This window comes from Lacinutrix chionoecetis, assembly GCF_053604665.1.
Map to the genome: position 1 here is coordinate 358649 of NZ_JBSHNQ010000087.1, position 20957 is coordinate 379605.

Genomic DNA, 20957 nt, shown 5'->3' on the forward strand with positions numbered 1-20957 from the left:
AAACTATATTCGACAAATATAAAATGATTGTTTTGATTAAAACTAAAGACTTACTAATTACTAGTTTCGCTTTGTTTTCTCTCTTTTTTGGAGCAGGAAACTTATTGTTACCGCCTCTTTTGGGTTATAATTCTGGTAACGAATGGATTTTAGTAACCATTGGGTTTGTTATAACAGCCGTAGTAATACCTATTGTTGGAATTTATGCGCACTCAAAGCTACAAGGGACTTTGTTTGATTTTGGTAAAAAAGTATCGCCAGTTTTTAGTTTAATTTATTGTATTCTCATTTACCTGGTGGCAGTAGCAATCCCTTCGCCTCGAACAGCAGCAGCAACCCACGAAATTGCCATACACCCTGCTTTTGGTACCACACCATTATTAACCAGTAGTATTTATTTTTTTCTGGTTTTAATTTTTGCTTTAAACCGTTCTAAAATTTTAAATATTATAGGAAAATACTTAACGCCATTAATTGTAATCATGCTTTTAGTGGTAATAGCTATTGGATTATTTTCTACTGAAATGATTACGAATCCTTCACAATTTGAAACACCAATTGTTAGTGGTGTTTTAGAAGGCTATCAAACCTTTGATGCTATTGGAGCAGTAGTTGTTGGTGCTGTAATAATTATTTCAATCAACATAAAGAGTGATGCACCATTTGAAGCAAAAAAACAACTTATAAAAAAATCTGGGTTTATAGCAGGTTTAGGGCTATTTGTAATTTATGCAGGACTAATTGCTGTAGGTGCTTATTATGGATCTGAAATAGATTTAAACAGTAATTTAAGTAGCGATATGCAACGTGCTAATTTATTACGAGGAATAAGTATAAAGGCTTTAGGTGGCTTTGGAAACACGGTTTTAAGCGTCCTTATTTCGTTAGCTTGCTTTACAACTGCCGTAGGTATTGTAACAGGTGCTGCCGACTTTTTTAAGGGATTACTAAAAAACTCACAACTCGTTTATATAATAACAGCCATTATATCCTGCGTAATTGGCGTAGTGGTTGGACAATTAGATTTTAATTCTATTATAGTTATTGCCTTACCCATTTTATTATTTATCTATCCTATAACAATTGTTTTGATTATTTTAAATGCTATAAATCAAAAATTAGCATCAAAAACAGTCTTTAGATGGGTGGTTTTGGTAACCTTTCTGTTTAGTATTCCTGATGTTCTTAATTTTTTAATGCCTTCGGAAGGATTAACAGGTTTAATTAACCTTATTCCTTTGGCTAAATATAGTTTGGGTTGGGTTTTGCCTGCATTGTTAAGTTTCTTTTTAGCGAATTTCATTTTTAAGAAAAGAAAATCTTCAATCTAAAAATCGTTCAAAGAATCTTCACTATTATTAATTTCTACAGCTAAAATTTTAACTTTTTTCGAGTAATTAGTTGTCTGTATTATTGCTACAATAATAAATAATACAAATGCTAAAAGATGAGCAAGCCACTACGCTGGCTCTTTCGGTTCCGAAGGTTTAATGTATGCAAGAACACAGGCTGCAACATAAACTAATGCATATAAAATTGTATTTAATAATGCAATTAAATTTTTCTTTAGCATGTATTTCATTCCTAAATGGCCGTAAGAGATAAGATTCTCTCCTAAAAGATCATTAATCTTCATTTCAAGATATTGCTTATAGCCTTGTAGTCCTATTGTTCTTTGATACTGATATAAAATACCTGTTAAAATCATCAAGACAAAAAAGGGTAAAAATTGCAAATATAGTTTAGTGTCTGTTTCGCTGTTTACTGTCTTGTCAATTATTGCAATGCCTTCTACTAAAAAGAAAATATATCCGCCAGCTAATGCCAATGCGCCTTGTGTATACAGAAACTGATTACCCACAAATTTTTCAATTTTAGTATTTGTCAATTCATATTCTTTTACCAGAATATCGAGTTTACTTTTTTCTAATTCAGAAATGTTTTGTTTTATAGGTTTCTGCATGTCTTCGGCTAAAAAAAATTAATAATTGGTTAGTTTACTTCATTATAAATTTAAAAAAAAATAATGAGTTGTAGAATTTAAAAAAAGCAAGCTTTTAAAGCCTGCTTTCTAATCTATGTTATTTAAAAAAATAATAATTATCCATTCATAATCTCTTCAATCTCATCAGCTTCAATTGGGATATTACGCATCAAATTAAATGGCTCTCCACTTTTTTGTATCACTACATCGTCTTCCAAACGAATACCAAATCCTTCATCTGGAATATAAATACCAGGCTCTACAGTAAACACCATATTTTCTTGCATGGGCTCGGTTAAAATACCATAATCATGTGTGTCTAATCCCATGTGGTGCGATGTACCATGCATAAAATATTTTTTATATGCTGGCCAATCTGGGTTTTCATTTTTAACATCAGCTTTATCTAATAAGCCTAAACCTATTAATTCACTCGTCATTAATTTACCAACTTCAACATGATAATCTGCCCATATGGTGCCAGGAACCAGCAGTTTTGTTGCATCATTTTTAACTCTGTTTACCGCATTGTAAACTTCCTTTTGTCGTTTAGTAAATTTTCCAGAAACAGGTATGGTACGCGACATATCGCTTGAGTAATTAGCATATTCTGCACCTACATCCAGTAAAATTAAGTCGCCAGCTTTACACTCTTGGTTATTTTCTATATAGTGCAAAACATTAGCGTTATTTCCTGAGGCTACAATTGGTGTATAGGCGAAACCCTTAGAACGATTATTTAAAAACTCATGCATAAATTCTGCTTCAATGTTAAATTCCCAAACGCCAGGTTTTACAAAATCTAAAATACGACGAAAACCTTGCTCTGTAATGTTACAAGCATTTTGTATTAAATCTATTTCAATAGGATCTTTTACAGAGCGTAAACGTTGTAAAATTGGGTTACTTTTTGCTACGCGATGTGCAGGATATTTATTTTTTAACCACTTTGTAAAACGTGCTTCACGCGTTTCGGTCTCCACATTAGCGCGATAATGCTCGTTGGTGTTAATGTAAACCGTATCGCATTGCGACATCACTTCTGCCATTACTTTTTCTAAATCTTGTAACCAGTATACTGTTTTAATTCCGCTAGTAGCGTAAGCAGCTTCTTTAGTTAGTTTTTCGCCTTCCCAAACGGCAATATGTTCGTTCGTCTCCTTTAGAAACAGTATTTCACGATTTTTCGGATTAGGACAATCTGGATAGAGTACTAAAATACTTTCTTCTTGATCCACGCCACTTAAATAAAAAATATCTCTATGTTGTTGAAACGGTAATGTGCTATCTGCGCTTACAGGATAAATATCGTTAGAATTAAAAACAGCAAGACTATTGGACTCCATTTGTTTTGCGAAATTTTTACGGTTTTTAATAAAGAGTTTATTGTCTATTTTATGGTATTTCATTGAAAAAGGATATTTAGTTCCCTTGACAAAGGGAATCTTATTAATGGGTTTCTAATATATTTTTTCCGTCTATCGGAAAGACTAATAAACCAAAAATAGCATTTTCTTGACTAAAAGCCCTTCGGTTTTGTTCAATTTTAACAGAATGATTACCTTCAAACTCTTAAACACTTCCATATGAAATTCAAGATACTTTTTGTACTTACTTTTTTATCAATTTTAAATATTGAAGCACAACAACCTGCCACTAATGCGCAATCTGTTAAACAAGCACTTGTGCAAAAACAAGAAATGGCAGCAAAATCGTTAGTTAAAAATATGGCTTTCGAAAACATTGGTCCAACAGTGATGAGTGGACGTGTTACAGATATTGATGTAAACCCAAATAATACTGCAGAGTTTTATGTTGGTTATGCTTCTGGTGGTTTATGGCACACTAAAAATAACGGCTCTTCTTTTACACCAATTTTAGATACAGCACAAACACAAAATGTTGGTGATATTGCTGTAGACTGGAAAAACAGGACCATTTGGGTTGGAACCGGAGAAAACAACAGTTCGCGTTCCTCTTATGCAGGAATTGGTATTTTAAAATCTAACGACAATGGTAAAACATGGGAGCATGCAGGTTTGCCAGATTCACACCATATTGGCCGCATTTTAATTAACCCAAATAATCCCGAGGAAGTAATTATTGGTGTTACTGGGCATTTGTATTCTCCAAATCAAGAGCGTGGTATTTACAAAACTAAAGATGGTGGTAAAACCTGGCAACAGACATTATTTATTGATGAAAATAGCGGCATTATAGACGTACAAGCATCACCAGATAATTTTAATATTTTATTTGCTTCGTCATGGACTCGTGATAGAAAAGCTTGGAACTTTGCTGGTAGTGGAAACAATTCGGTTATTTTTAAAAGTACGGATGCTGGCGAAACATGGACGCGCATTTCCACCGAAAATAGCGGATTTCCAACAGGAAGTGGCGTAGGTCGTATTGGTTTAGCAGTTTTTAGCGATAATGTAATTTATGCGTTTCATGACAATCAATTCCGAAGAAAAGAAGAGGTTAAAAAAGACGATACTCGCGGACTAAAAAAAGAAGAATTTAAAACCATGAGTGTTGAAACGTTTTTAAATCTGGACGATAAAAAATTAAATGGCTTTTTAAAAATGAATGGCTTTCAGGAAAAATACAGAGCCGAAAACGTGAAACAAATGGTGCGTAGCGGTAATGTAGAACCAATGGATTTAGCAAATTACCTTGAAGATGCTAACTCTATGTTGTTTGATACACCAGTAATTGGAGCTGAGGTTTACAAAAGCAATGATGGCGGAAAAACATGGAATAAAACTCACGATGATTATTTAGACGATGTCTATTACAGTTATGGTTACTATTTTGGAGAGATTAGAGTAAGTCCACAAGATGAGAATGGTATTTACATTATGGGAGTGCCTATTTTAAAATCTAAAGATGGTGGTAAAACATTCACGTCAATAAGTAAAGAAAATGTACATGCAGACCATCAGGCACTATGGGTAAACCCAAAAGTGCCTGGGCATTTAATAGATGGTAACGATGGTGGTTTAAACATGTCTTACGATGATGGCGAAAACTGGGAAAAACTTAATGTAAACAGCGTTGGGCAGTTTTATGCCATTAATGTAGACAACCAAAAACCGTACAGAGTTTATGGTGGTTTACAGGATAATGGTGTTTGGGTTGGTGCTCACAATGCTCCAGAAGATAAAGGCTGGCATCAAAATGGTCAATATCCTTGGCAATCCATAATGGGTGGTGATGGTATGCAAATTGAAATAGATAATAGAAATCCAGATATTGTGTACACAGGCTACCAATTTGGAAACTACTTCAGGTTAAATAGAGACACTGGCGAGCAAACTTACATTCAGCCAAAACATGATTTAGGTGAAAATCCTTACCGATTTAATTGGCAAACACCAATTCACTTATCTCGTCACAATCAGGACATATTATATTTAGGTGGTAACAAGTTAATGCGTTCTTTAGATAAAGGAGACACTTGGAAAGCCATTTCTAAAGATTTAACTAACGGAGGAAAAAAAGGAAATGTAGCCTACGGCACGTTAACAACAATTAGCGAGTCGCCATTTGAATTTGGTTTAATTTACGTTGGTAGCGACGATGGTCTGGTACATATTACTAATAATGGTGGTGGTGATTGGACTAATATTTCAACGTCGTTTCCAAAGGATTTGTGGGTGAGCAGAGTTATTGCCTCAAAACATAAAAAAGAACGCGTTTATGTAACCTTGAATGGGTATCGTTGGGACGATTTTACAAGTTATGTTTATGTTTCGGAAGATTTCGGGCAAACATGGACTTCCATTGCATCAAACATTCCACATGCGCCAATAAATGTTATTCGTGAAGATTTTGTAAACGAAGATATCCTTTATTTAGGAACCGATAATGGTGCTTATGTGTCTTTAAATCAAGGTGAAAAATGGGAAGCATTCTCAAAAAATTTACCAGCAGTTGCAGTGCATGATATGGTGTTGCATGAAGAAGCAAACGATTTGTTAATTGGTACACATGGAAGAAGTATTTATAAAACTAATGTTGAGCCTATTCAAAAAATGAATACGGCATTAATGAATGAATCTATAACTATTTTTGATACCGAAAAAATAAAAGCCAATGGTCGATGGGGAAACAGCTGGAGTAAATGGATGCAACCTTATGAGCCCACTACGACCATTAAATTTTATGCCAATGCTGCATCTAAAAAAACGATTGAAATAAGAAGTGATAAAAATTCAGTATTACAAACTATAGACATAGATGCAGACAAAGGTTTTAATTACGTGGAGTACGATTTAACCCTTACAGAAAAAGGAAGAAAAAAACTTTTAAAAGAAAACACTTCCATAGATATAAATAAGGCTAAAAACGATAAATATTACTTGCCTAAAGGAAACTATTTAGTTTACGTAGATGGTGTAACTAAAGGGTTTGAAATAGAATAAATACTATTTTAATAATTTTTGAGTTAAATAATTAAAACAAAAAGCAAAATGAAACTCTTAAAAGTAATTACCTTAATAGCCATTGTTTCTATTATGTCTTGTAGTAGTGACGATAACGATTCAACTGAAAACAATAATGGAGCTAACTTAATTATAAAATTAAAGTTCGATCCCACTCAAGAGCGTTTAAATAATTTTGGGGAGCCATCCACAATACCTGCTGGAAATGCAGCACAATCACCAGAAGTTGCAAGAATGAGTGCAAATTACATAGAATTTGCGCCTACAGCAATAACTCCTTTAGGTCAAGGAGAAGTTGTTTTTGAGGGAGCAGAAACCAATCAAGGAGGAAGTATAGCAATAGATTTTCAAAATGCTGTATTTGCAGGAAATAATCAAACCTTTGTAGCCATCCCTTTAAGCGATGTGAGTGTAGGCAGTTATGAGTGGGTTCGCGTGTCTTTGGCTTACCAAGAAGGAAAAATTAATGTTCTTGTTAACGGAACAGAAGTACAAGGTACTCTCGGAAGTTTTGTAGGTTACAATAGCTACATTTCATCTTTTAGTATTAATGGTAGCACTTTTAACATTAACGAAAATAAACTTCAAGGATTTTGGGCATTCGAAGCATCAGGGTTTACTACACAAGGTCAAGCACCAGAAGGAGCGACTACAGTGCCAAACCCATTATTTGATACCTCACCAGTACCACAAGGGTCTTGTGTTGTAACTGGAGCTTTTGAAACACCATTTAGCATTACAGGTAATGAAACTGAAGATGTAGAGGTAACTTTATCATTCTCGGTTAATAATAGTTTTGAATGGACCGAAGTCAATAATGATGGGAAATACGAGCCAAATGCAGGAGAACAAGTTGTAGATATGGGACTGCGCGGATTAATTCCGTTTAAGTCTAATTAATCTATATTGTTGGAGAATTAGTTACACAAGCTCTATAATTTATATGTAGTAGAAATATGATAAATAAAAGTCTAAACCCTTGATTTAATCGTATTTTTAAATAATAGACTATAGAAATGTTACGCTTGTTATCCTATGAAATCTTAATACTTATTGCTGTTACATTATTTTTAATTCTGTTTTTATATAAAATAATAACGTCTAAAAATAAGGTTAAGCAACAAGCAATTAATTTATCAAGTTTAGATAAATTATTCGATGCTCATGCGCTTTCTGTTTTGCATAAAAACCAATATGAGGTCACATTAATATTAGGCTATTTTGCAACGTCGCTATTCAATAAAAACAAAACAAAAGAAGTTCTTTGGGATATTATTGAAAACTGTATTTCTAAGTTAGACTTGGAAGATTGTGTTTTATATCTTTTAGATGAAAAACAACAAGAACTATGTCAAGTAGCAGCATTTGGCAATAAAAGAAAAGGAGAAAAAGAAATTTATTTACCTAAACAAATCCCAGTAGGCAAAGGCATAGTAGGAAGTGTTGCTAAAACTGGAAAACACGAATTAGTTAAGGATACCACTAAAGACAATCGCTATATTGTTGATGATAAAAAGAGAGCGTCGGAGCTTGCAGTTCCTATTTTTTTAGAAGAAAAACTAATAGGTGTTTTAGATGCAGAACACTCAAAACAATCGTTTTTTACAGAAAAACATCTTTATTTGTTTCTTCTTATAGCAAAACTTGCAGAAAAAAAATTATTACAATTAGACCAAAAAAAAGGTTTAAATATTACTGATGATAACGCATACTATAAAAAAGTATGTTATTTAATGGAAGAAGAAAAATTATATCGTGATCCAGATATTAAACTTATTACGGTTTCAGAAAAAATAAAAATCAGCACAAATTACCTTTCACAATTAATTAATACGCTTAGCGGACATAATTTTTCAGATTTTATAAATATTTACCGCATAGAAGAGGTGAAATTAAAATTAACCGATCCTACATTTTATTTGTACCCAATGTTATCCATAGGTTTAGAATCTGGATTTAATTCTAAGTCGGCTTTTTACAATGCTTTTAAAAGACACACAGGTATTTCACCTACCAAATTCAAAAAAATACACACTTTTAAGTCCTAATTCTTTTACTATCAATAATTTAGGATACAAGATATATTGAATATATTAAGTTTACATCGCTATTAATTCAAAATATTAAAAACGATGAAAACAAATTTAAAATTAGCATTTTGGGTACTATTAATCTTTAGTTTCTCATATGCAAGCGAAACAAACAACAAAAAAATTACTAAAACCGAAAAAACCACAGCAACAAAATCTCTTAACAATTGGGTGGCTATGCACGGTATGTCTTCAAATAAATACCAAGAGAATTTTACAAAATTTAGTGATAAAGGTTTCCAGTTAATATCCATAGATGGTTACTTGGTAAACGGCAAAATTTATTATGCCGCTTTATGGAAAAAAGGCAATACTTCTGGTTTAGTTGCAAGACATGGACTAACAGGACAGCAGTATCAAGAAGAGTTTAATAAATGGAGAGAAAAAGGATACCAATTAATTCATATTGATGGCTGTTCAGATGGCAATAAAGCTATATATGCTGCCATTTGGCAAAAAGGTGGCCAAGGAAACGTAAGAGCAAAACATGGACTAACAGGTAAAAAATATCAAGAAGAATTTAATAAAAACCATGAGGATGGTTATCGATTAATTCATGTTAGTGGTTATGGTGTAAAAGGCAAATTATACTATGCTGCTATTTGGAAAAAAGCAAAAAATAACGATTATGTTACCAAGCATGGTTTAACTGGTAAACAATATCAGGATGCCTATACAGAATATTCAAAAAAAGGGTATAAACTAACGCATGTAGATAGCTATAATGTTAGTGGTAAAGTGTACTATGCTTTTATTATGGAAAAAGTAAATGGACTTTACAGTGCGCGTCATGGTATGAATAGTAAAAATTACCAATTACAATACGATAATCATTATTATCAGGGATTTGTTCCAGTAAGTATAAGTGGCCATGATGCAGGAAATAAAGCAGGATATGCAGCCTCTTTCAAATCGGTTGGTGGTTGGAAGTATGTAGATGTTAAACAACTTGACGATAAGATAAAAGCAGTTCAAAAAAAATATAACGTTCCAGGAGTTACTATCGCTATAGTAAAAGATGGAAAGTTAGTATATGCAAAGGGTTACGGTTATGGAGATAAGGATAAAAAAATAATAGCTTCGGCATCAAGTTTATATCGTCAAGCCAGTATATCTAAACCTTTCACTAGTGTTGCTATTATGAAATTAGTAGAACAAAACAAATTAAAACTTTCGGACAAGGTATTTGGTTCAGGTAAAATTCTTGGTACAACCTATGGCACTAAAGCCTACGGAAACAGAGAAAAAGCAATAAAGGTAAAACACTTGTTAGAACATACAGCAGGAGGGCACGCGTGGGATAATAATAGAGATCCAAATGAAACCATAGATAAATGGCCTGCAGCTATGGATTTGTATAAAAAAGAAAGTTATGCACAATTATTTAAGAGAATTTTAGACGAAAGAAATCCAAGCCACACACCAGGCGATTTTTGGGAATATTCTAATTTTGGGTATTGTGTATTGGGTAGGATTATTGAAAAAAAATCAGGGCAATCTTACGAAAAGTATGTAAAAGAAAATGTTTTAAAACCTTGTGGTATTAAAACCATGAAAATAGGAGCTATTGAAAAGAAAGATTTAGAATATAAAGAAGTAGCTTATTACACAACATATGGCGACCCTTATAAACTACAAATGCAAAAAATGGATGCTCATGGCGGATGGATAGGTTCTGCTATAGACTTAATGCGCTTTATGGTGCGTGTAGATGGGCAATCTTCTAAAAAAGACATTATAAAAGATTCTTCTTTTGTAGCAATGACTACTTCCTCTTTAGGTAACGGTTATGCTAAAGGTTGGGGAGTCAATAGTAATGCATCAATCATGTCTCATGGAGGAGGAATGTCTGGAACCAGTACTATATTAAACAAAATGAATAATAGTATTAGTTATGCAGTATTAACCAATTACTCTAAAAGGTATAATGATGGAGAAACATCACACAGTACTGCATTTAAAAAGGCAATTGAAGAAGGTATTAATACAATTGCAACATGGCCAGATTTAGAATTATTTTAAACAAAAATCATCATATAAAATATGATAGAAGTTTGGCTAAATTAAAACATGTTTATTGTTTATAGTAAGACAAAAAATGAAATGTGATTGTTTATAAAGCATCAATTTGTTATAAAATTGATGCTTTAATTTTTGCAATAACACTTAGTCTAATAACATAAAGTTAGTACAAAAAAGAACTGAAGGTTTTTAGCTAACTTAAACCCATTCTAAATAGAACATAAAACAGCATTTAAAATTTGTTATACCAGCTCGCGAGCATTATCTTTGTAAGAACTACACTTTAACTACAAAAATAATGAGCGGAATTTTAAATTCTTCAATAGGAAGAAAGTTTGCCATGGCACTTTCGGCACTCTTTCTAATGATTTTCTTATTACAACACTTTACAATCAATTTATTATCGGTATTTAGCGAAGACACATTTAATAATGTTTCGCATTTTATGGGTACTTTTTGGTTAATCCAGTATGTGTTACAGCCTGTTTTAATTTTCGGAGTGATTTTTCACTTTATCATGGGTTTTGTTTTAGAAATAAGAAACCGAAACGCAAGAGCAATTAACTACTCTAAAAATAATGGTTCGGCAAACTCAACATGGATGAGTAGAAACATGATATGGAGCGGTTTGGCTATTTTAGCATTTATTGGGCTTCACTTTTACGATTTTTGGGCACCAGAAATAAATGTAAAATACTTTAAAGGTGATATGAGCGGACTCATAGATCCAGATAATATTGATAGCGGATTTAGGTATTGGGAAGAACTTCATCATAAATTTGCAGATGTATGGCGCGTAGTTTTATACTGCATTGCTTTTATCTTTTTAGCATTACACCTGTTACACGGGTTTAGCTCTGCATTCCAATCAACAGGAATGAACAATAAATACACAAAAGGATTACAGGGTTTTGGAAAGGCTTATGCAATTATCATCCCATTAGGGTTTGTTTTCATAGCATTATTTCATCACTTTACTCACTAATTAAACACATCTAAAAATGGCTTTAGATTCTAAAATACCTCAAGGTCCAATTGCAGATAAATGGACGAATTACAAAAATCATATCGATTTAGTTAATCCTGCTAACAAACGTAACATAGATGTTATTGTTGTAGGAACCGGATTAGCTGGTGGGTCTGCTGCAGCAACTTTAGCAGAGTTGGGATATAATGTAAAAGCTTTTTGTTTTCAGGATTCTCCAAGACGTGCACACTCTATTGCAGCTCAAGGAGGTATTAACGCAGCAAAAAACTACCAAGGCGATGGCGATTCTACCTACCGTTTATTTTACGATACCGTAAAAGGAGGTGATTACCGTTCGCGTGAAGCTAATGTCTATCGTTTAGCTGAGGTTTCAGCAAATATTATCGACCAATGTGTTGCACAAGGTGTTCCTTTTGCAAGAGAATATGGTGGGCTTTTAGATAACCGTTCGTTTGGTGGTGTATTAGTATCACGTACTTTCTATGCAGCCGGACAAACTGGGCAACAATTATTATTAGGTGCATATTCGGCGATGAATCGTCAGATTGGTCGTGGGAAAATTAAAATGTATAATCGTCATGAAATGCTTGACGTTGTTAAAGTCGATGGTAAAGCAAGAGGAATTATAACACGCAACCTTATTACTGGAGAGATAGAAAGACATTCTGCGCATGCTGTGGTTTTAGGAACTGGTGGTTATGGTAACGTTTTCTTCCTGTCTACAAATGCCATGGGAAGTAATGTAACAGCAGCCTGGAAAGCACATAAACGTGGTGCATTTTTCGCTAACCCTTGTTACACACAAATTCATCCAACATGTATTCCTGTTTCGGGCGATCATCAGTCTAAACTTACATTAATGTCTGAGTCTTTACGTAACGATGGACGTATTTGGGTGCCAAAAAAGATGGAAGATGTAGAAGCTATTAGAAATAAAAAACTCAATCCAAAAGACATAGCCGAAGAAGATCGCGATTACTATTTAGAGCGTCGTTATCCTGCATTTGGTAACTTAGTACCTCGTGATGTTGCTTCTCGTGCAGCCAAAGAGCGTTGCGATGCTGGTTATGGAGTTAATGCAACAGGTGAAGCTGTATTTTTAGATTTCGCTTCGGCAATTACACGTTATGGTAAAGAACAAGCACATGTAAAAGGTTTAAATGAAGATGATGCAGCGTTAGTAAAGAAACTAGGTCAAGAAGTTGTTAAAAATAAATACGGAAACTTATTCCAAATGTATGAGAAAATTGTAGATCAAGATCCATACAATACACCTATGATGATTTACCCAGCTGTTCATTACACAATGGGTGGATTATGGGTAGATTATAATTTAATGACCAACATTCCTGGTTTATACTGTATTGGTGAAGCCAATTTCTCAGACCATGGTGCAAACAGGCTTGGAGCCTCTGCCTTAATGCAAGGTTTAGCCGATGGTTATTTTGTTCTACCTTACACCATTGGAGATTATTTATCTAATGATATTAGAACAGGTCCAATTTCTACAGATACTAAAGAGTTTGATGAGGTTGAAGCCGAAGTTAGAAAAAATATAGACCATTTAATAAATAATAACGGCACCCATTCTGTCGACCATTTCCATAAACAATTAGGAAAAATTATGTGGAATAAATGTGGAATGGCAAGAAATGCTGAAGATTTAAAATCGGCAATTACAGAAATTTCTCAATTAAGAGCAGAATTCTGGAAAGACGTTAAAGTACCAGGAACAGCCAACGAGTTCAACGAGGAGTTAGCGAAAGCTGGTCGTGTCGCAGATTTTCTTGAATTAGGAGAGCTGTTTGCCAAAGATGCTTTACAGCGTGAAGAATCTGCTGGAGGTCACTTTAGAGAAGAATATCAAACACCAGAAGGTGAAGCGATGCGTCGTAAAGAATTTCAATATGTATCGGCTTGGGAATATAAAGGTGAACCTAAAGATGCAGTGCTTCACAAAGAAGAATTAGCATACGAGAATATTGAAGTTAAAGAAAGAAGTTATAAATAAAAAGAAGCTATGAATTTAACGTTAAAAATATGGCGTCAAGCAAACGCTAACGATAAGGGAAAAATGGTTGATTACAAAATCAGCGATGTATCACCAGATATGTCTTTTCTCGAAATGTTAGATGTTTTAAATAACGAACTAATAGAAAAAGGAGAAGAGCCAGTAGCTTTCGACCATGATTGTCGTGAGGGTATTTGCGGCTCATGCTCATTATACATAAATGGAGAAGCACATGGTCCAGACAGAGGCGTAACCACTTGTCAATTACATATGCGTATGTTTAAAGATGGTGATACCATTTTTATTGAACCATTTAGAGCTAAAGCTTTTCCGGTAATCAAAGATTTAGTAGTCGATAGAACGTCTTTCGACCGTATTCAACATGCAGGAGGATTTATATCTGTAAATACTTCTGGAAATACTATCGATGCCAATACAATTCCTATTGAAAAAGAAAATGCAGACGATGCTTTTTCAGCAGCAACCTGTATAGGTTGTGGTGCCTGTGTAGCAAGTTGTAAAAATGCTTCGGCTATGTTATTTGTAGGTGCAAAAGTCTCACAATTCGCTTTATTACCTCAAGGTCGTGTGGAAGCTACAGAACGTGTTTTAAATATGGTTAAGCAAATGGACGAAGAAGGTTTTGGTAACTGTACCAATACAGGAGCCTGCGAAGTGGAATGCCCAAAAGGTATTTCCTTAGAAAATATTGCACGTATGAATCGTGAGTATTTAGCCGCTTCTTTAAAAGGATAACAAATTAGATACAAAGTATTTATATAAAACCCAAGTCTATGAGCTTGGGTTTTTTTAATTAGCTTTACCTATAATTCTATTCAAAATGAAAAAACGCAATTTAGTTTATATATTATGCATTACTTTGTTATCGATGAGTTGTAAAACACGAACAGCTGAATCACCTAAGAAAGCTGAAAACAGTTCGCCAATAACCACGTATTCCTATTCAACACAAGCTTTACTTAAAAACATAAAAACATTATCTTCTGATGCTTTTGAGGGTAGAAGAACAGGAACAGAGGGTGCATTAAAGGCAAAACAATATATTGTGGATGCGTTTAAAAATCACGGTGTGTCCGTAACAGAGCAACCATTTCAATTTGGAAAATACAATGCAGTTAACGTATTAGGAGAAATTAAAGGTACGGAACACACCAATAAATACATAGTATTATCTGCACATTACGATCATGAAGGTATTAAAGGTGGCGAAATATATAATGGTGCAGATGACGACGCTTCTGGTGTAAGTGCACTCATTGCTTTTGCTGAATTTTTTAAAAAATACCCACCAAAGCATAACGTTATTTTAGCAGCATTCGATGCAGAAGAATTGGGGTTAAAAGGTGCTTATCACTTTGTAAAGGACAATACCATTCAACAAAAAAATATTGTATTGAATTTAAATATGGATATGATTAGCCGAAGCGATAACAACGAGCTCTTCGCTGTTGGTACAAGATACTATGGGCAGTTAAAACCAATTATTGAAAATTTCGAAGATTTAGGAAAAGTAGATTTGCTTATTGGCCACGAAGGCTTAGACTCTGGTGATAACTGGACAAATTCAAGTGACCATGCAGCGTTTCATAAAGCCAATATTCCGTTTATATATTTTGGAGTAGCAGATCATGAAGATTACCATAAACCAACCGATGATTTCGAGCGTATTGATAACCAGTTTTATCAAGATGCTGTAGAGACTATTATTCAAATTTTTACAAAATTTGATGCATTACCATTATAGAGAATATGCAAAATTCAACACTATATTATCAAGAACAGTTAGCCATTTATAAGGCTGAGGTTTCTAAAATATACAAGCAACTTACAGGCTTAAGTACGGCAAGGTTGTTAGTGTTTCTCGCAACTGCTATTAGTATATATTTAACTTTTGGTAATTGGCAAATAGCAGTGGGTTGTGGGTTAATAGGTGTTGTTTTATTTCTGTTTTTATTACTGAAATACACAAATTTAAAAACGCAATACAATTTAAAAAAAGCATTGGTTTCTATAAACGAAGAAGAACTAAAAATAGGTTCTGGTGATTTTTTTCATAGAAATGAAGGAGTTAAATATCAAGATCCACAACATAATTACGCTTTAGATATCGATTTGTTTGGACGTGGCTCTTTTTTTCAATTTACAAATAGAACAGCAACAAAAAGTGGTAGTCTGGCTTTATCTAATATTTTAAAAGCAAATAACACAAATAATATAGATAACAGACAGGAAGCCATTAAAGAACTTGCAAATAAAACAGAATGGCGCCAACACTTTCAGGCCATTGCTTATTTAATTAAGGTTGAAACCAAACCTGAGGACATTGTTAAATGGTTACATAAGCATACTTCTTTTTTGCCAAAGGTGGTAAAGTACTTGCCGTTAGTTTTTTCAGTAGCTTCAATCATAATTTTTGTTATCGCTATTTTAGAATTAATACCAATAGCATTTATTGGTTATTGGCTTTTAATCGGGTTGGCTGTTACAGGAAGATATTTAAAAAAAATAAACGATTTAGCATCACATACCGATAAAATTCGTGATACCTTCAGGCAATACGCAGAGCTTTTAAAAGCTATTGAAACCGAAGAATTTACTTCAGCATTACTTTTGCAAAAGCAAAATAAAATCAGGCTTGAGAGTAAAAAAGCTTCAGCAATTTTAACAGAATTATCTAAAGCCATGGATGCCTTAGACAACAGGAATAATATTATTTCTGCCGTTTTTGGAAACGGATATTTTCTTACAGACATTGGAAATAGCTATGCTATTGAGCAGTGGATTGCAACTTACCATGATACTGTGGAAGAGTGGTTTGAGGTGGTAACGTTCTTTGACGCCTTTAACAGTTTAGGGAATTATGCTTTTAATCACACACACTATGTCTACCCGAAAATATTAGAGCAAGGTAAACAAACGGTAGTCACGCAATTAGGACATCCCTTATTAAAACCCGAAAAACGTGTTGACAACGATTTTAAAATTGAAAACGAACAGTTTTATATTATAACTGGTGCAAATATGGCTGGAAAAAGCACCTTTTTAAGAACAGTCTCTTTGCACATTGTTATGGCAAATATTGGCATGCCTGTTTGTGCAAAATCCAGCGAATATGTTCCTGTAAAACTTATTACAAGCATGCGCACGAGCGACTCTTTAACCGATGACAGTTCTTATTTTTTTAGTGAATTGACACGTTTAAAATACATTGTTGATGCTATCGAAAAAGAGGACAATTACTTTATTATTTTAGATGAAATTTTAAAAGGCACAAACAGCACAGATAAAGCCATTGGCTCACGAAAATTTGTAGAAAAGTTAGTGTCTGGTCATGCTACAGGTATTATTGCAACACACGATTTAAGCCTTTGTGAGATTGAAAAAGAACTTGAAGAAGTTAAAAATTACTATTTCGATGCACAGATAATTAATGATGAGTTGTATTTCGATTACACGTTTAAAAAAGGCATTTGCCAGAACATGAATGCCAGTTTTTTGTTGAAGAAGATGGAGATTGTTTGAGATGTCTGAAGTCTCATAACTGAAGATTGAGGCAGGAAGTTTTTCTACTTATTTATTCAAGCAAAAATAAAAATGATTCTTCAGTTAAATTGAAGCATACCTTTAAAGTATATTTCACTGACAAATCTGAAAAAGTTCTCCTCTAAATTTAAAGAGGAGTTTAATCACTATTTCATAGCTTGTTTTACCTTTTCAACCATTTCCAATACATGCTTATCATCAGGTTTTAAACTTAATACTTTGTAATAATTTGCTAAGGCTTCGGTATATTTTTTAGTTTCAAAATAATATTCGGCTAAACTATCGTAAACATTATGTTTGTAAGGAAAAATTTTAGTGTTTAATTCAAAAATATATTGTGCTTTTTCAAGTCTACCACTAAATAAATAAACATAACCAAGCGTGTTTAACTCGCGACTACCTTTAACAATTTCTGCTAAACGTGGCACGATGTTTTTCTCATCTTTCTTCAATTCGTCAATCGGTTTTTCTTCTAATAAATCTTGTATGAAATTGGCGCCCGAATAATTAGAATGATAACGTTTTCCAGTAATAATTTTTTCAATATCACGCTCAAAAGTTTCTACTGGATGCTCCACAATACGGTTAACTTCTGCTCCATCTTTGTAAAAAATAAAGGTTGGTACACGGTGTATTTTCATGCCTTTTTCCTCACCATTTGGGCCTTGTTTGTAGGCTTTATTGCTTCGGTCTAAAGCAAATGTTTCCAATTGTTCAATAGGATAATTAGCAGCTTCCAACACAGAATAAAAACGAGGCACTTCTTTTTTACTATCGCCACACCAAGTGCCTAAAAAGGCTTTTATGGTGTACTGGTTTAGCGAATCTTTAATTTTATTAATTAATTTATCGTTGGTTAAATAATTGGCATAATTTTCTTTAAACCAATCGTTGTAAGGCGCTTTGCTCAAGCCTTCTTTATTTATTTGTCCTACGAGCATAACTTTATTTCCTCCGTAAGGTATTTCTTGATTTAAAGTTTGCGAAAAACTAAAAATGGTAAATAATAATGCGATGACAATAACGGTTCGTTTCATGATTTTTAATTTAAATGATTAACCCAAAAATAATTTTAGAAACCGTCGTTCTCTAAAAAAATGTACAAACGGCAAGCTTAAAGTTGCAAACTGAAGTTTATTTGGTTGTTTGCATTGCCAAACACGGTTTTTGTACTTTGTTTTTTGATGGTTATTACAATTCTCTGTATTTTCAATTTGTGAAACAATCTTTTATAAAAAAACACGGTTCGCAAACCTTAGTACACATCTTGTTTTGGATGCTTTTTGTGTTGGTTTCGCTGTTTGTGTTTTCAAAATATTACTGGAAAGAGAATCCTTTTTTACAGTATTTATCAATACTTGTCGTCATTGTTTATGCAAACAATTTAATATTGTTGCCCTTTTTTGTTAAAAAGAAATGGTACATACCTTATGTATTTGTGTTTGCAATCATTTCATTTTTTGCCACACAATTATACTGCTATGAATTTGCACAATGCGGCTGTTCTATAATGAAATGTCTTAGCGATTACTTATGGCAAACCTTAGTGCCACTTATTTTTTTCTCGTTTATATGGATGCTGTATCGCTACATCGATAAGCAAATTGAAGTTGAAAAAATCCAGAAAGAACATACAGAAATGGAACTAAAATTCTTGAAATCGCAAATTAATCCGCACGTGTTATTTAATAATTTAAACACAATTTATTCTTATGCTATAGAAAAACCAACCGAAACACCAGAACTTATTTTAATGCTTTCCGATAATTTAAAACATGTGCTGTACGAAAGTAATGCCGAAACGATTTCGCTTGAAAAAGAGCTTCAGTTTTTAGATAATTATATTAAATTTCAACGCATTAGAACCGAAGGTGTAAAGCAGATTTTTTATAAAACCGAAATACAATCCGTTACCCAAAAAGTAGCACCATTATTATTAATCACCATTATAGAAAATGCCTTTAAACACAGCACACTAAATAGTGATATTTCAATTTTAATAACCGAAAACCAAGGTGTTTTACAGTGTATTTGTAGTAACGATTTTAATAAAGGTGAAGTCAGTTCAACCGATTTTAAAATTGGTTTACAAAACCTTGAAAAACGATTAGAATTAATCTATAAAGACAATTATAGTTTTACAATTGATAAATCTGATAAATTTACAGTTACTTTAAAATTGAATTTGAAATAACTTATTTGTCACACTGAGCTTGTCGAAGTGTGTTTAAATATTAAAAAATTAAGTTTTTCTACAAGTTCAGTCTAACAACGATTACAATGACCTGCATCATAATAGAAGACGAAAAACCAGCACAAAACATCTTAAAAAATTTTTTAGGAAAGTTACCAAGTGCGGAATTAAAAGGTGTTTTTAAAGCAGCAATTGAAGCTCATACGTTTTTAAAAACCGAAACCGTGGATGTGGTTTTTTTAGATATTAATTTACCAGATATCTCAGGCATAGATTTTATAAAAACCATTAAAAATCCGCCAGCAATTATCATGACGACCGCTTATCCAGAACATGCCTTAAAAAGTTTCGAACTGGAAACTATAGTCGATTATTTAGTGAAACCATTCTCATTCGAGCGTTTTTTAAAAGCCTACAATAAAGCCGAACATTTTACGCAGAAACTCAGCAATTCTTCAGCAGAATCTAAAAGCGAAACTTTGTTTTTAAATGTCGACAAAACCCATCATAAAATAGTAATTAACGATATTGTATACATTGAAAGCGATAGAAACTACATAACTGTAATTACCAAAACGCAGAAACTATCGTATATCGATTCGCTTAAAAATTGGAAAGAAAAATTACCAGTTAACGATTTTATTCAAATTCATAAATCGTTTATTATTAATAGTAATTGTGTAGATAAAATTGCAGGAAACGAAATATACGTTTCAGGAAACAGATTACCAATAGGGAGAAGTTTTAAACAAGATTTGTTGGGTAAGTTGAGGATTGGATAGGTTCTCGATACAACGCTCCTGCGTCGTGTCACTCGAACTGACAATACGTATTTTTTTTTGATTAATGTGTTTGTTACTTCGAGTGATTTTCGAGGCACGAGAAAATTGTATCGAGAAGTTTCAAAATAATTTTAAAGGAATAATTCTAAGTGGTTCTCGATACAACGCTCCTGCGTCGCGTCACTCGAACTGACAATCCGCATTGCTTTATAGTTAATATGTTTGTCACTTCGAGTGTTTTTTGAGACACGAGAAAATTGTATCGAGAAGTTTCAAAATAATTTTAAAGGAATAATTCTAGTGGTTCTCAATACAACACTCCTGCGTCGCGTCACTCGAACTGACAATTAGCATCACTTTTTAGTTAATATGTTTGTCACTTCGAGTGATTTTCGAGGCACGAGAAAATTGTATCGAGAAGTATTAATAACTATCTTTAAATATGAAAATATATTACACTTATATTTTAGAGTGCTCAGACAAAAGTTATTACACAGGTTTTACATCAAAACTTCACTCCAGAGTTATAGAGCATAAAACAGGAAAATACCCAGAGTGTTATACTTATTCAAAAAGACCAGTAAAGTTAGTATTCCACGCTGAATTTACTGATCCTAATCATGCAATAGATACAGAGAAGAAGATAAAGAAATGGTCAAGAGCGAAAAAAGAAGCATTAATAAACAATGAGTTTGAAAAGTTACCTAACCTTTCAAAGAAGAAGTTTAAAGATTAAAAAAGTTCTCGATACAACGCTCCTGCGTCGCGTCACTCGAACTGACAATACGTATTTTTTTTGATTAATATGTTTGTCACTTCGAGTGATTTTCGAGGCACGAGAAAATTGTATCGAGAAGTTTCGAAGTCATTTAAA

The 20957-nt window shown here is 33.2% G+C and carries 16 protein-coding genes; 13 read left to right on the forward strand and 3 right to left on the reverse strand.

The features are described from left to right. Positions 1–32: 32 nt before the first annotated feature. Positions 33–1331, forward strand: coding sequence for a branched-chain amino acid transport system II carrier protein (gene brnQ, locus ACVC43_RS16555; RefSeq protein WP_452225657.1), 1299 nt, complete (start codon positions 33–35; stop codon positions 1329–1331). A gap of 128 nt (positions 1332–1459) precedes the next feature. Here brnQ and ACVC43_RS16560 read toward each other — a convergent pair whose 3' ends face one another. Next, positions 1460–1963 (reverse strand): hypothetical protein, encoded by a 504-nt coding sequence (locus ACVC43_RS16560; RefSeq protein ID WP_452225658.1) that lies wholly within the window; start codon positions 1961–1963, stop codon positions 1460–1462. Positions 1964–2100: 137 nt separating this feature from the next. Then, positions 2101–3393, reverse strand: a complete 1293-nt coding sequence (locus tag ACVC43_RS16565) for an aminopeptidase P family protein (protein WP_452225659.1) — start codon at positions 3391–3393, stop codon at positions 2101–2103. Between the two features lie 177 nt (positions 3394–3570). Here ACVC43_RS16565 and ACVC43_RS16570 point away from each other — a divergent pair, with 177 nt between their 5' ends. From ACVC43_RS16570 to ACVC43_RS16610, 9 genes are all read left to right on the forward strand, one after another. Further along, on the forward strand, positions 3571–6411 hold the full coding sequence (locus tag ACVC43_RS16570) for a WD40/YVTN/BNR-like repeat-containing protein (RefSeq protein WP_452225660.1): 2841 nt from the start codon (positions 3571–3573) through the stop codon (positions 6409–6411). A gap of 48 nt (positions 6412–6459) precedes the next feature. After that, positions 6460–7332: a hypothetical protein gene (locus ACVC43_RS16575; RefSeq protein WP_452225661.1), complete on the forward strand. Its 873-nt coding sequence runs from the start codon at positions 6460–6462 to the stop codon at positions 7330–7332. Positions 7333–7448: 116 nt separating this feature from the next. After that, entirely contained in the window at positions 7449–8480 is a 1032-nt protein-coding gene (locus tag ACVC43_RS16580; protein ID WP_452225662.1) for a helix-turn-helix domain-containing protein, read from the forward strand. 84 nt (positions 8481–8564) lie between these two features. Beyond that, complete coding sequence (locus ACVC43_RS16585) at positions 8565–10544, forward strand: serine hydrolase (RefSeq protein WP_452225663.1); 1980 nt, start codon at positions 8565–8567, stop codon at positions 10542–10544. A gap of 298 nt (positions 10545–10842) precedes the next feature. Then, the gene (locus ACVC43_RS16590) at positions 10843–11529 is read left to right on the forward strand and encodes a succinate dehydrogenase cytochrome b subunit (protein ID WP_452225664.1); all 687 of its coding nucleotides are present in this window, start codon (positions 10843–10845) and stop codon (positions 11527–11529) included. A gap of 16 nt (positions 11530–11545) precedes the next feature. Beyond that, positions 11546–13543, forward strand: coding sequence for a fumarate reductase/succinate dehydrogenase flavoprotein subunit (locus ACVC43_RS16595; RefSeq protein ID WP_452225665.1), 1998 nt, complete (start codon positions 11546–11548; stop codon positions 13541–13543). 9 nt (positions 13544–13552) lie between these two features. After that, a complete protein-coding gene (locus ACVC43_RS16600) occupies positions 13553–14299 on the forward strand; it encodes a succinate dehydrogenase/fumarate reductase iron-sulfur subunit (protein ID WP_452225666.1) in 747 nt (248 codons plus the stop codon). Between the two features lie 85 nt (positions 14300–14384). Next, positions 14385–15308, forward strand: coding sequence for a M28 family peptidase (locus ACVC43_RS16605; protein ID WP_452225667.1), 924 nt, complete (start codon positions 14385–14387; stop codon positions 15306–15308). A gap of 5 nt (positions 15309–15313) precedes the next feature. Continuing rightward, a complete protein-coding gene (locus ACVC43_RS16610; protein ID WP_452225668.1) occupies positions 15314–17086 on the forward strand; it encodes a MutS-related protein in 1773 nt (590 codons plus the stop codon). A 167-nt stretch (positions 17087–17253) separates the two neighbouring features. Here the strand turns inward: ACVC43_RS16610 and ACVC43_RS16615 are convergent, their stop codons facing one another. Beyond that, on the reverse strand, positions 17254–18144 hold the full coding sequence (locus ACVC43_RS16615; protein ID WP_452225669.1) for a hypothetical protein: 891 nt from the start codon (positions 18142–18144) through the stop codon (positions 17254–17256). A gap of 179 nt (positions 18145–18323) precedes the next feature. On the opposite strand from ACVC43_RS16615, the gene ACVC43_RS16620 reads away from it, so the two are divergent. The 3 genes from ACVC43_RS16620 (at position 18324) to ACVC43_RS16630 (ending at position 20819) form a co-directional block, all read left to right on the forward strand. Continuing rightward, the gene (locus tag ACVC43_RS16620) at positions 18324–19301 is read left to right on the forward strand and encodes a sensor histidine kinase (protein ID WP_452225670.1); all 978 of its coding nucleotides are present in this window, start codon (positions 18324–18326) and stop codon (positions 19299–19301) included. A gap of 86 nt (positions 19302–19387) precedes the next feature. Beyond that, a complete protein-coding gene (locus ACVC43_RS16625; protein WP_452225671.1) occupies positions 19388–20083 on the forward strand; it encodes a LytR/AlgR family response regulator transcription factor in 696 nt (231 codons plus the stop codon). A gap of 442 nt (positions 20084–20525) precedes the next feature. Next, the gene (locus ACVC43_RS16630; protein WP_452225672.1) at positions 20526–20819 is read left to right on the forward strand and encodes a GIY-YIG nuclease family protein; all 294 of its coding nucleotides are present in this window, start codon (positions 20526–20528) and stop codon (positions 20817–20819) included. Positions 20820–20957: the final 138 nt, after the last annotated feature.

Excerpts from the sequence above, each read along its gene's own strand:
- ACVC43_RS16565 (WP_452225659.1), bottom strand. The coding sequence starts at position 3,393 with ATGAAATACCATAAAATAGACAATAAACTCTTTATTAAAAACCGTAAA.
- ACVC43_RS16615 (WP_452225669.1), bottom strand. The coding sequence starts at position 18,144 with ATGAAACGAACCGTTATTGTCATCGCATTATTATTTACCATTTTTAGT.
- ACVC43_RS16580 (WP_452225662.1), top strand. The coding sequence starts at position 7,449 with ATGTTACGCTTGTTATCCTATGAAATCTTAATACTTATTGCTGTTACA.
- ACVC43_RS16600 (WP_452225666.1), top strand. The coding sequence starts at position 13,553 with ATGAATTTAACGTTAAAAATATGGCGTCAAGCAAACGCTAACGATAAG.
- ACVC43_RS16570 (WP_452225660.1), top strand. The coding sequence starts at position 3,571 with ATGAAATTCAAGATACTTTTTGTACTTACTTTTTTATCAATTTTAAAT.
- ACVC43_RS16610 (WP_452225668.1), top strand. The coding sequence starts at position 15,314 with ATGCAAAATTCAACACTATATTATCAAGAACAGTTAGCCATTTATAAG.
- ACVC43_RS16560 (WP_452225658.1), bottom strand. The coding sequence starts at position 1,963 with ATGCAGAAACCTATAAAACAAAACATTTCTGAATTAGAAAAAAGTAAA.
- ACVC43_RS16575 (WP_452225661.1), top strand. The coding sequence starts at position 6,460 with ATGAAACTCTTAAAAGTAATTACCTTAATAGCCATTGTTTCTATTATG.
- ACVC43_RS16590 (WP_452225664.1), top strand. The coding sequence starts at position 10,843 with ATGAGCGGAATTTTAAATTCTTCAATAGGAAGAAAGTTTGCCATGGCA.
- ACVC43_RS16625 (WP_452225671.1), top strand. The coding sequence starts at position 19,388 with ATGACCTGCATCATAATAGAAGACGAAAAACCAGCACAAAACATCTTA.
- ACVC43_RS16605 (WP_452225667.1), top strand. The coding sequence starts at position 14,385 with ATGAAAAAACGCAATTTAGTTTATATATTATGCATTACTTTGTTATCG.
- ACVC43_RS16630 (WP_452225672.1), top strand. The coding sequence starts at position 20,526 with ATGAAAATATATTACACTTATATTTTAGAGTGCTCAGACAAAAGTTAT.
- ACVC43_RS16595 (WP_452225665.1), top strand. The coding sequence starts at position 11,546 with ATGGCTTTAGATTCTAAAATACCTCAAGGTCCAATTGCAGATAAATGG.
- ACVC43_RS16585 (WP_452225663.1), top strand. The coding sequence starts at position 8,565 with ATGAAAACAAATTTAAAATTAGCATTTTGGGTACTATTAATCTTTAGT.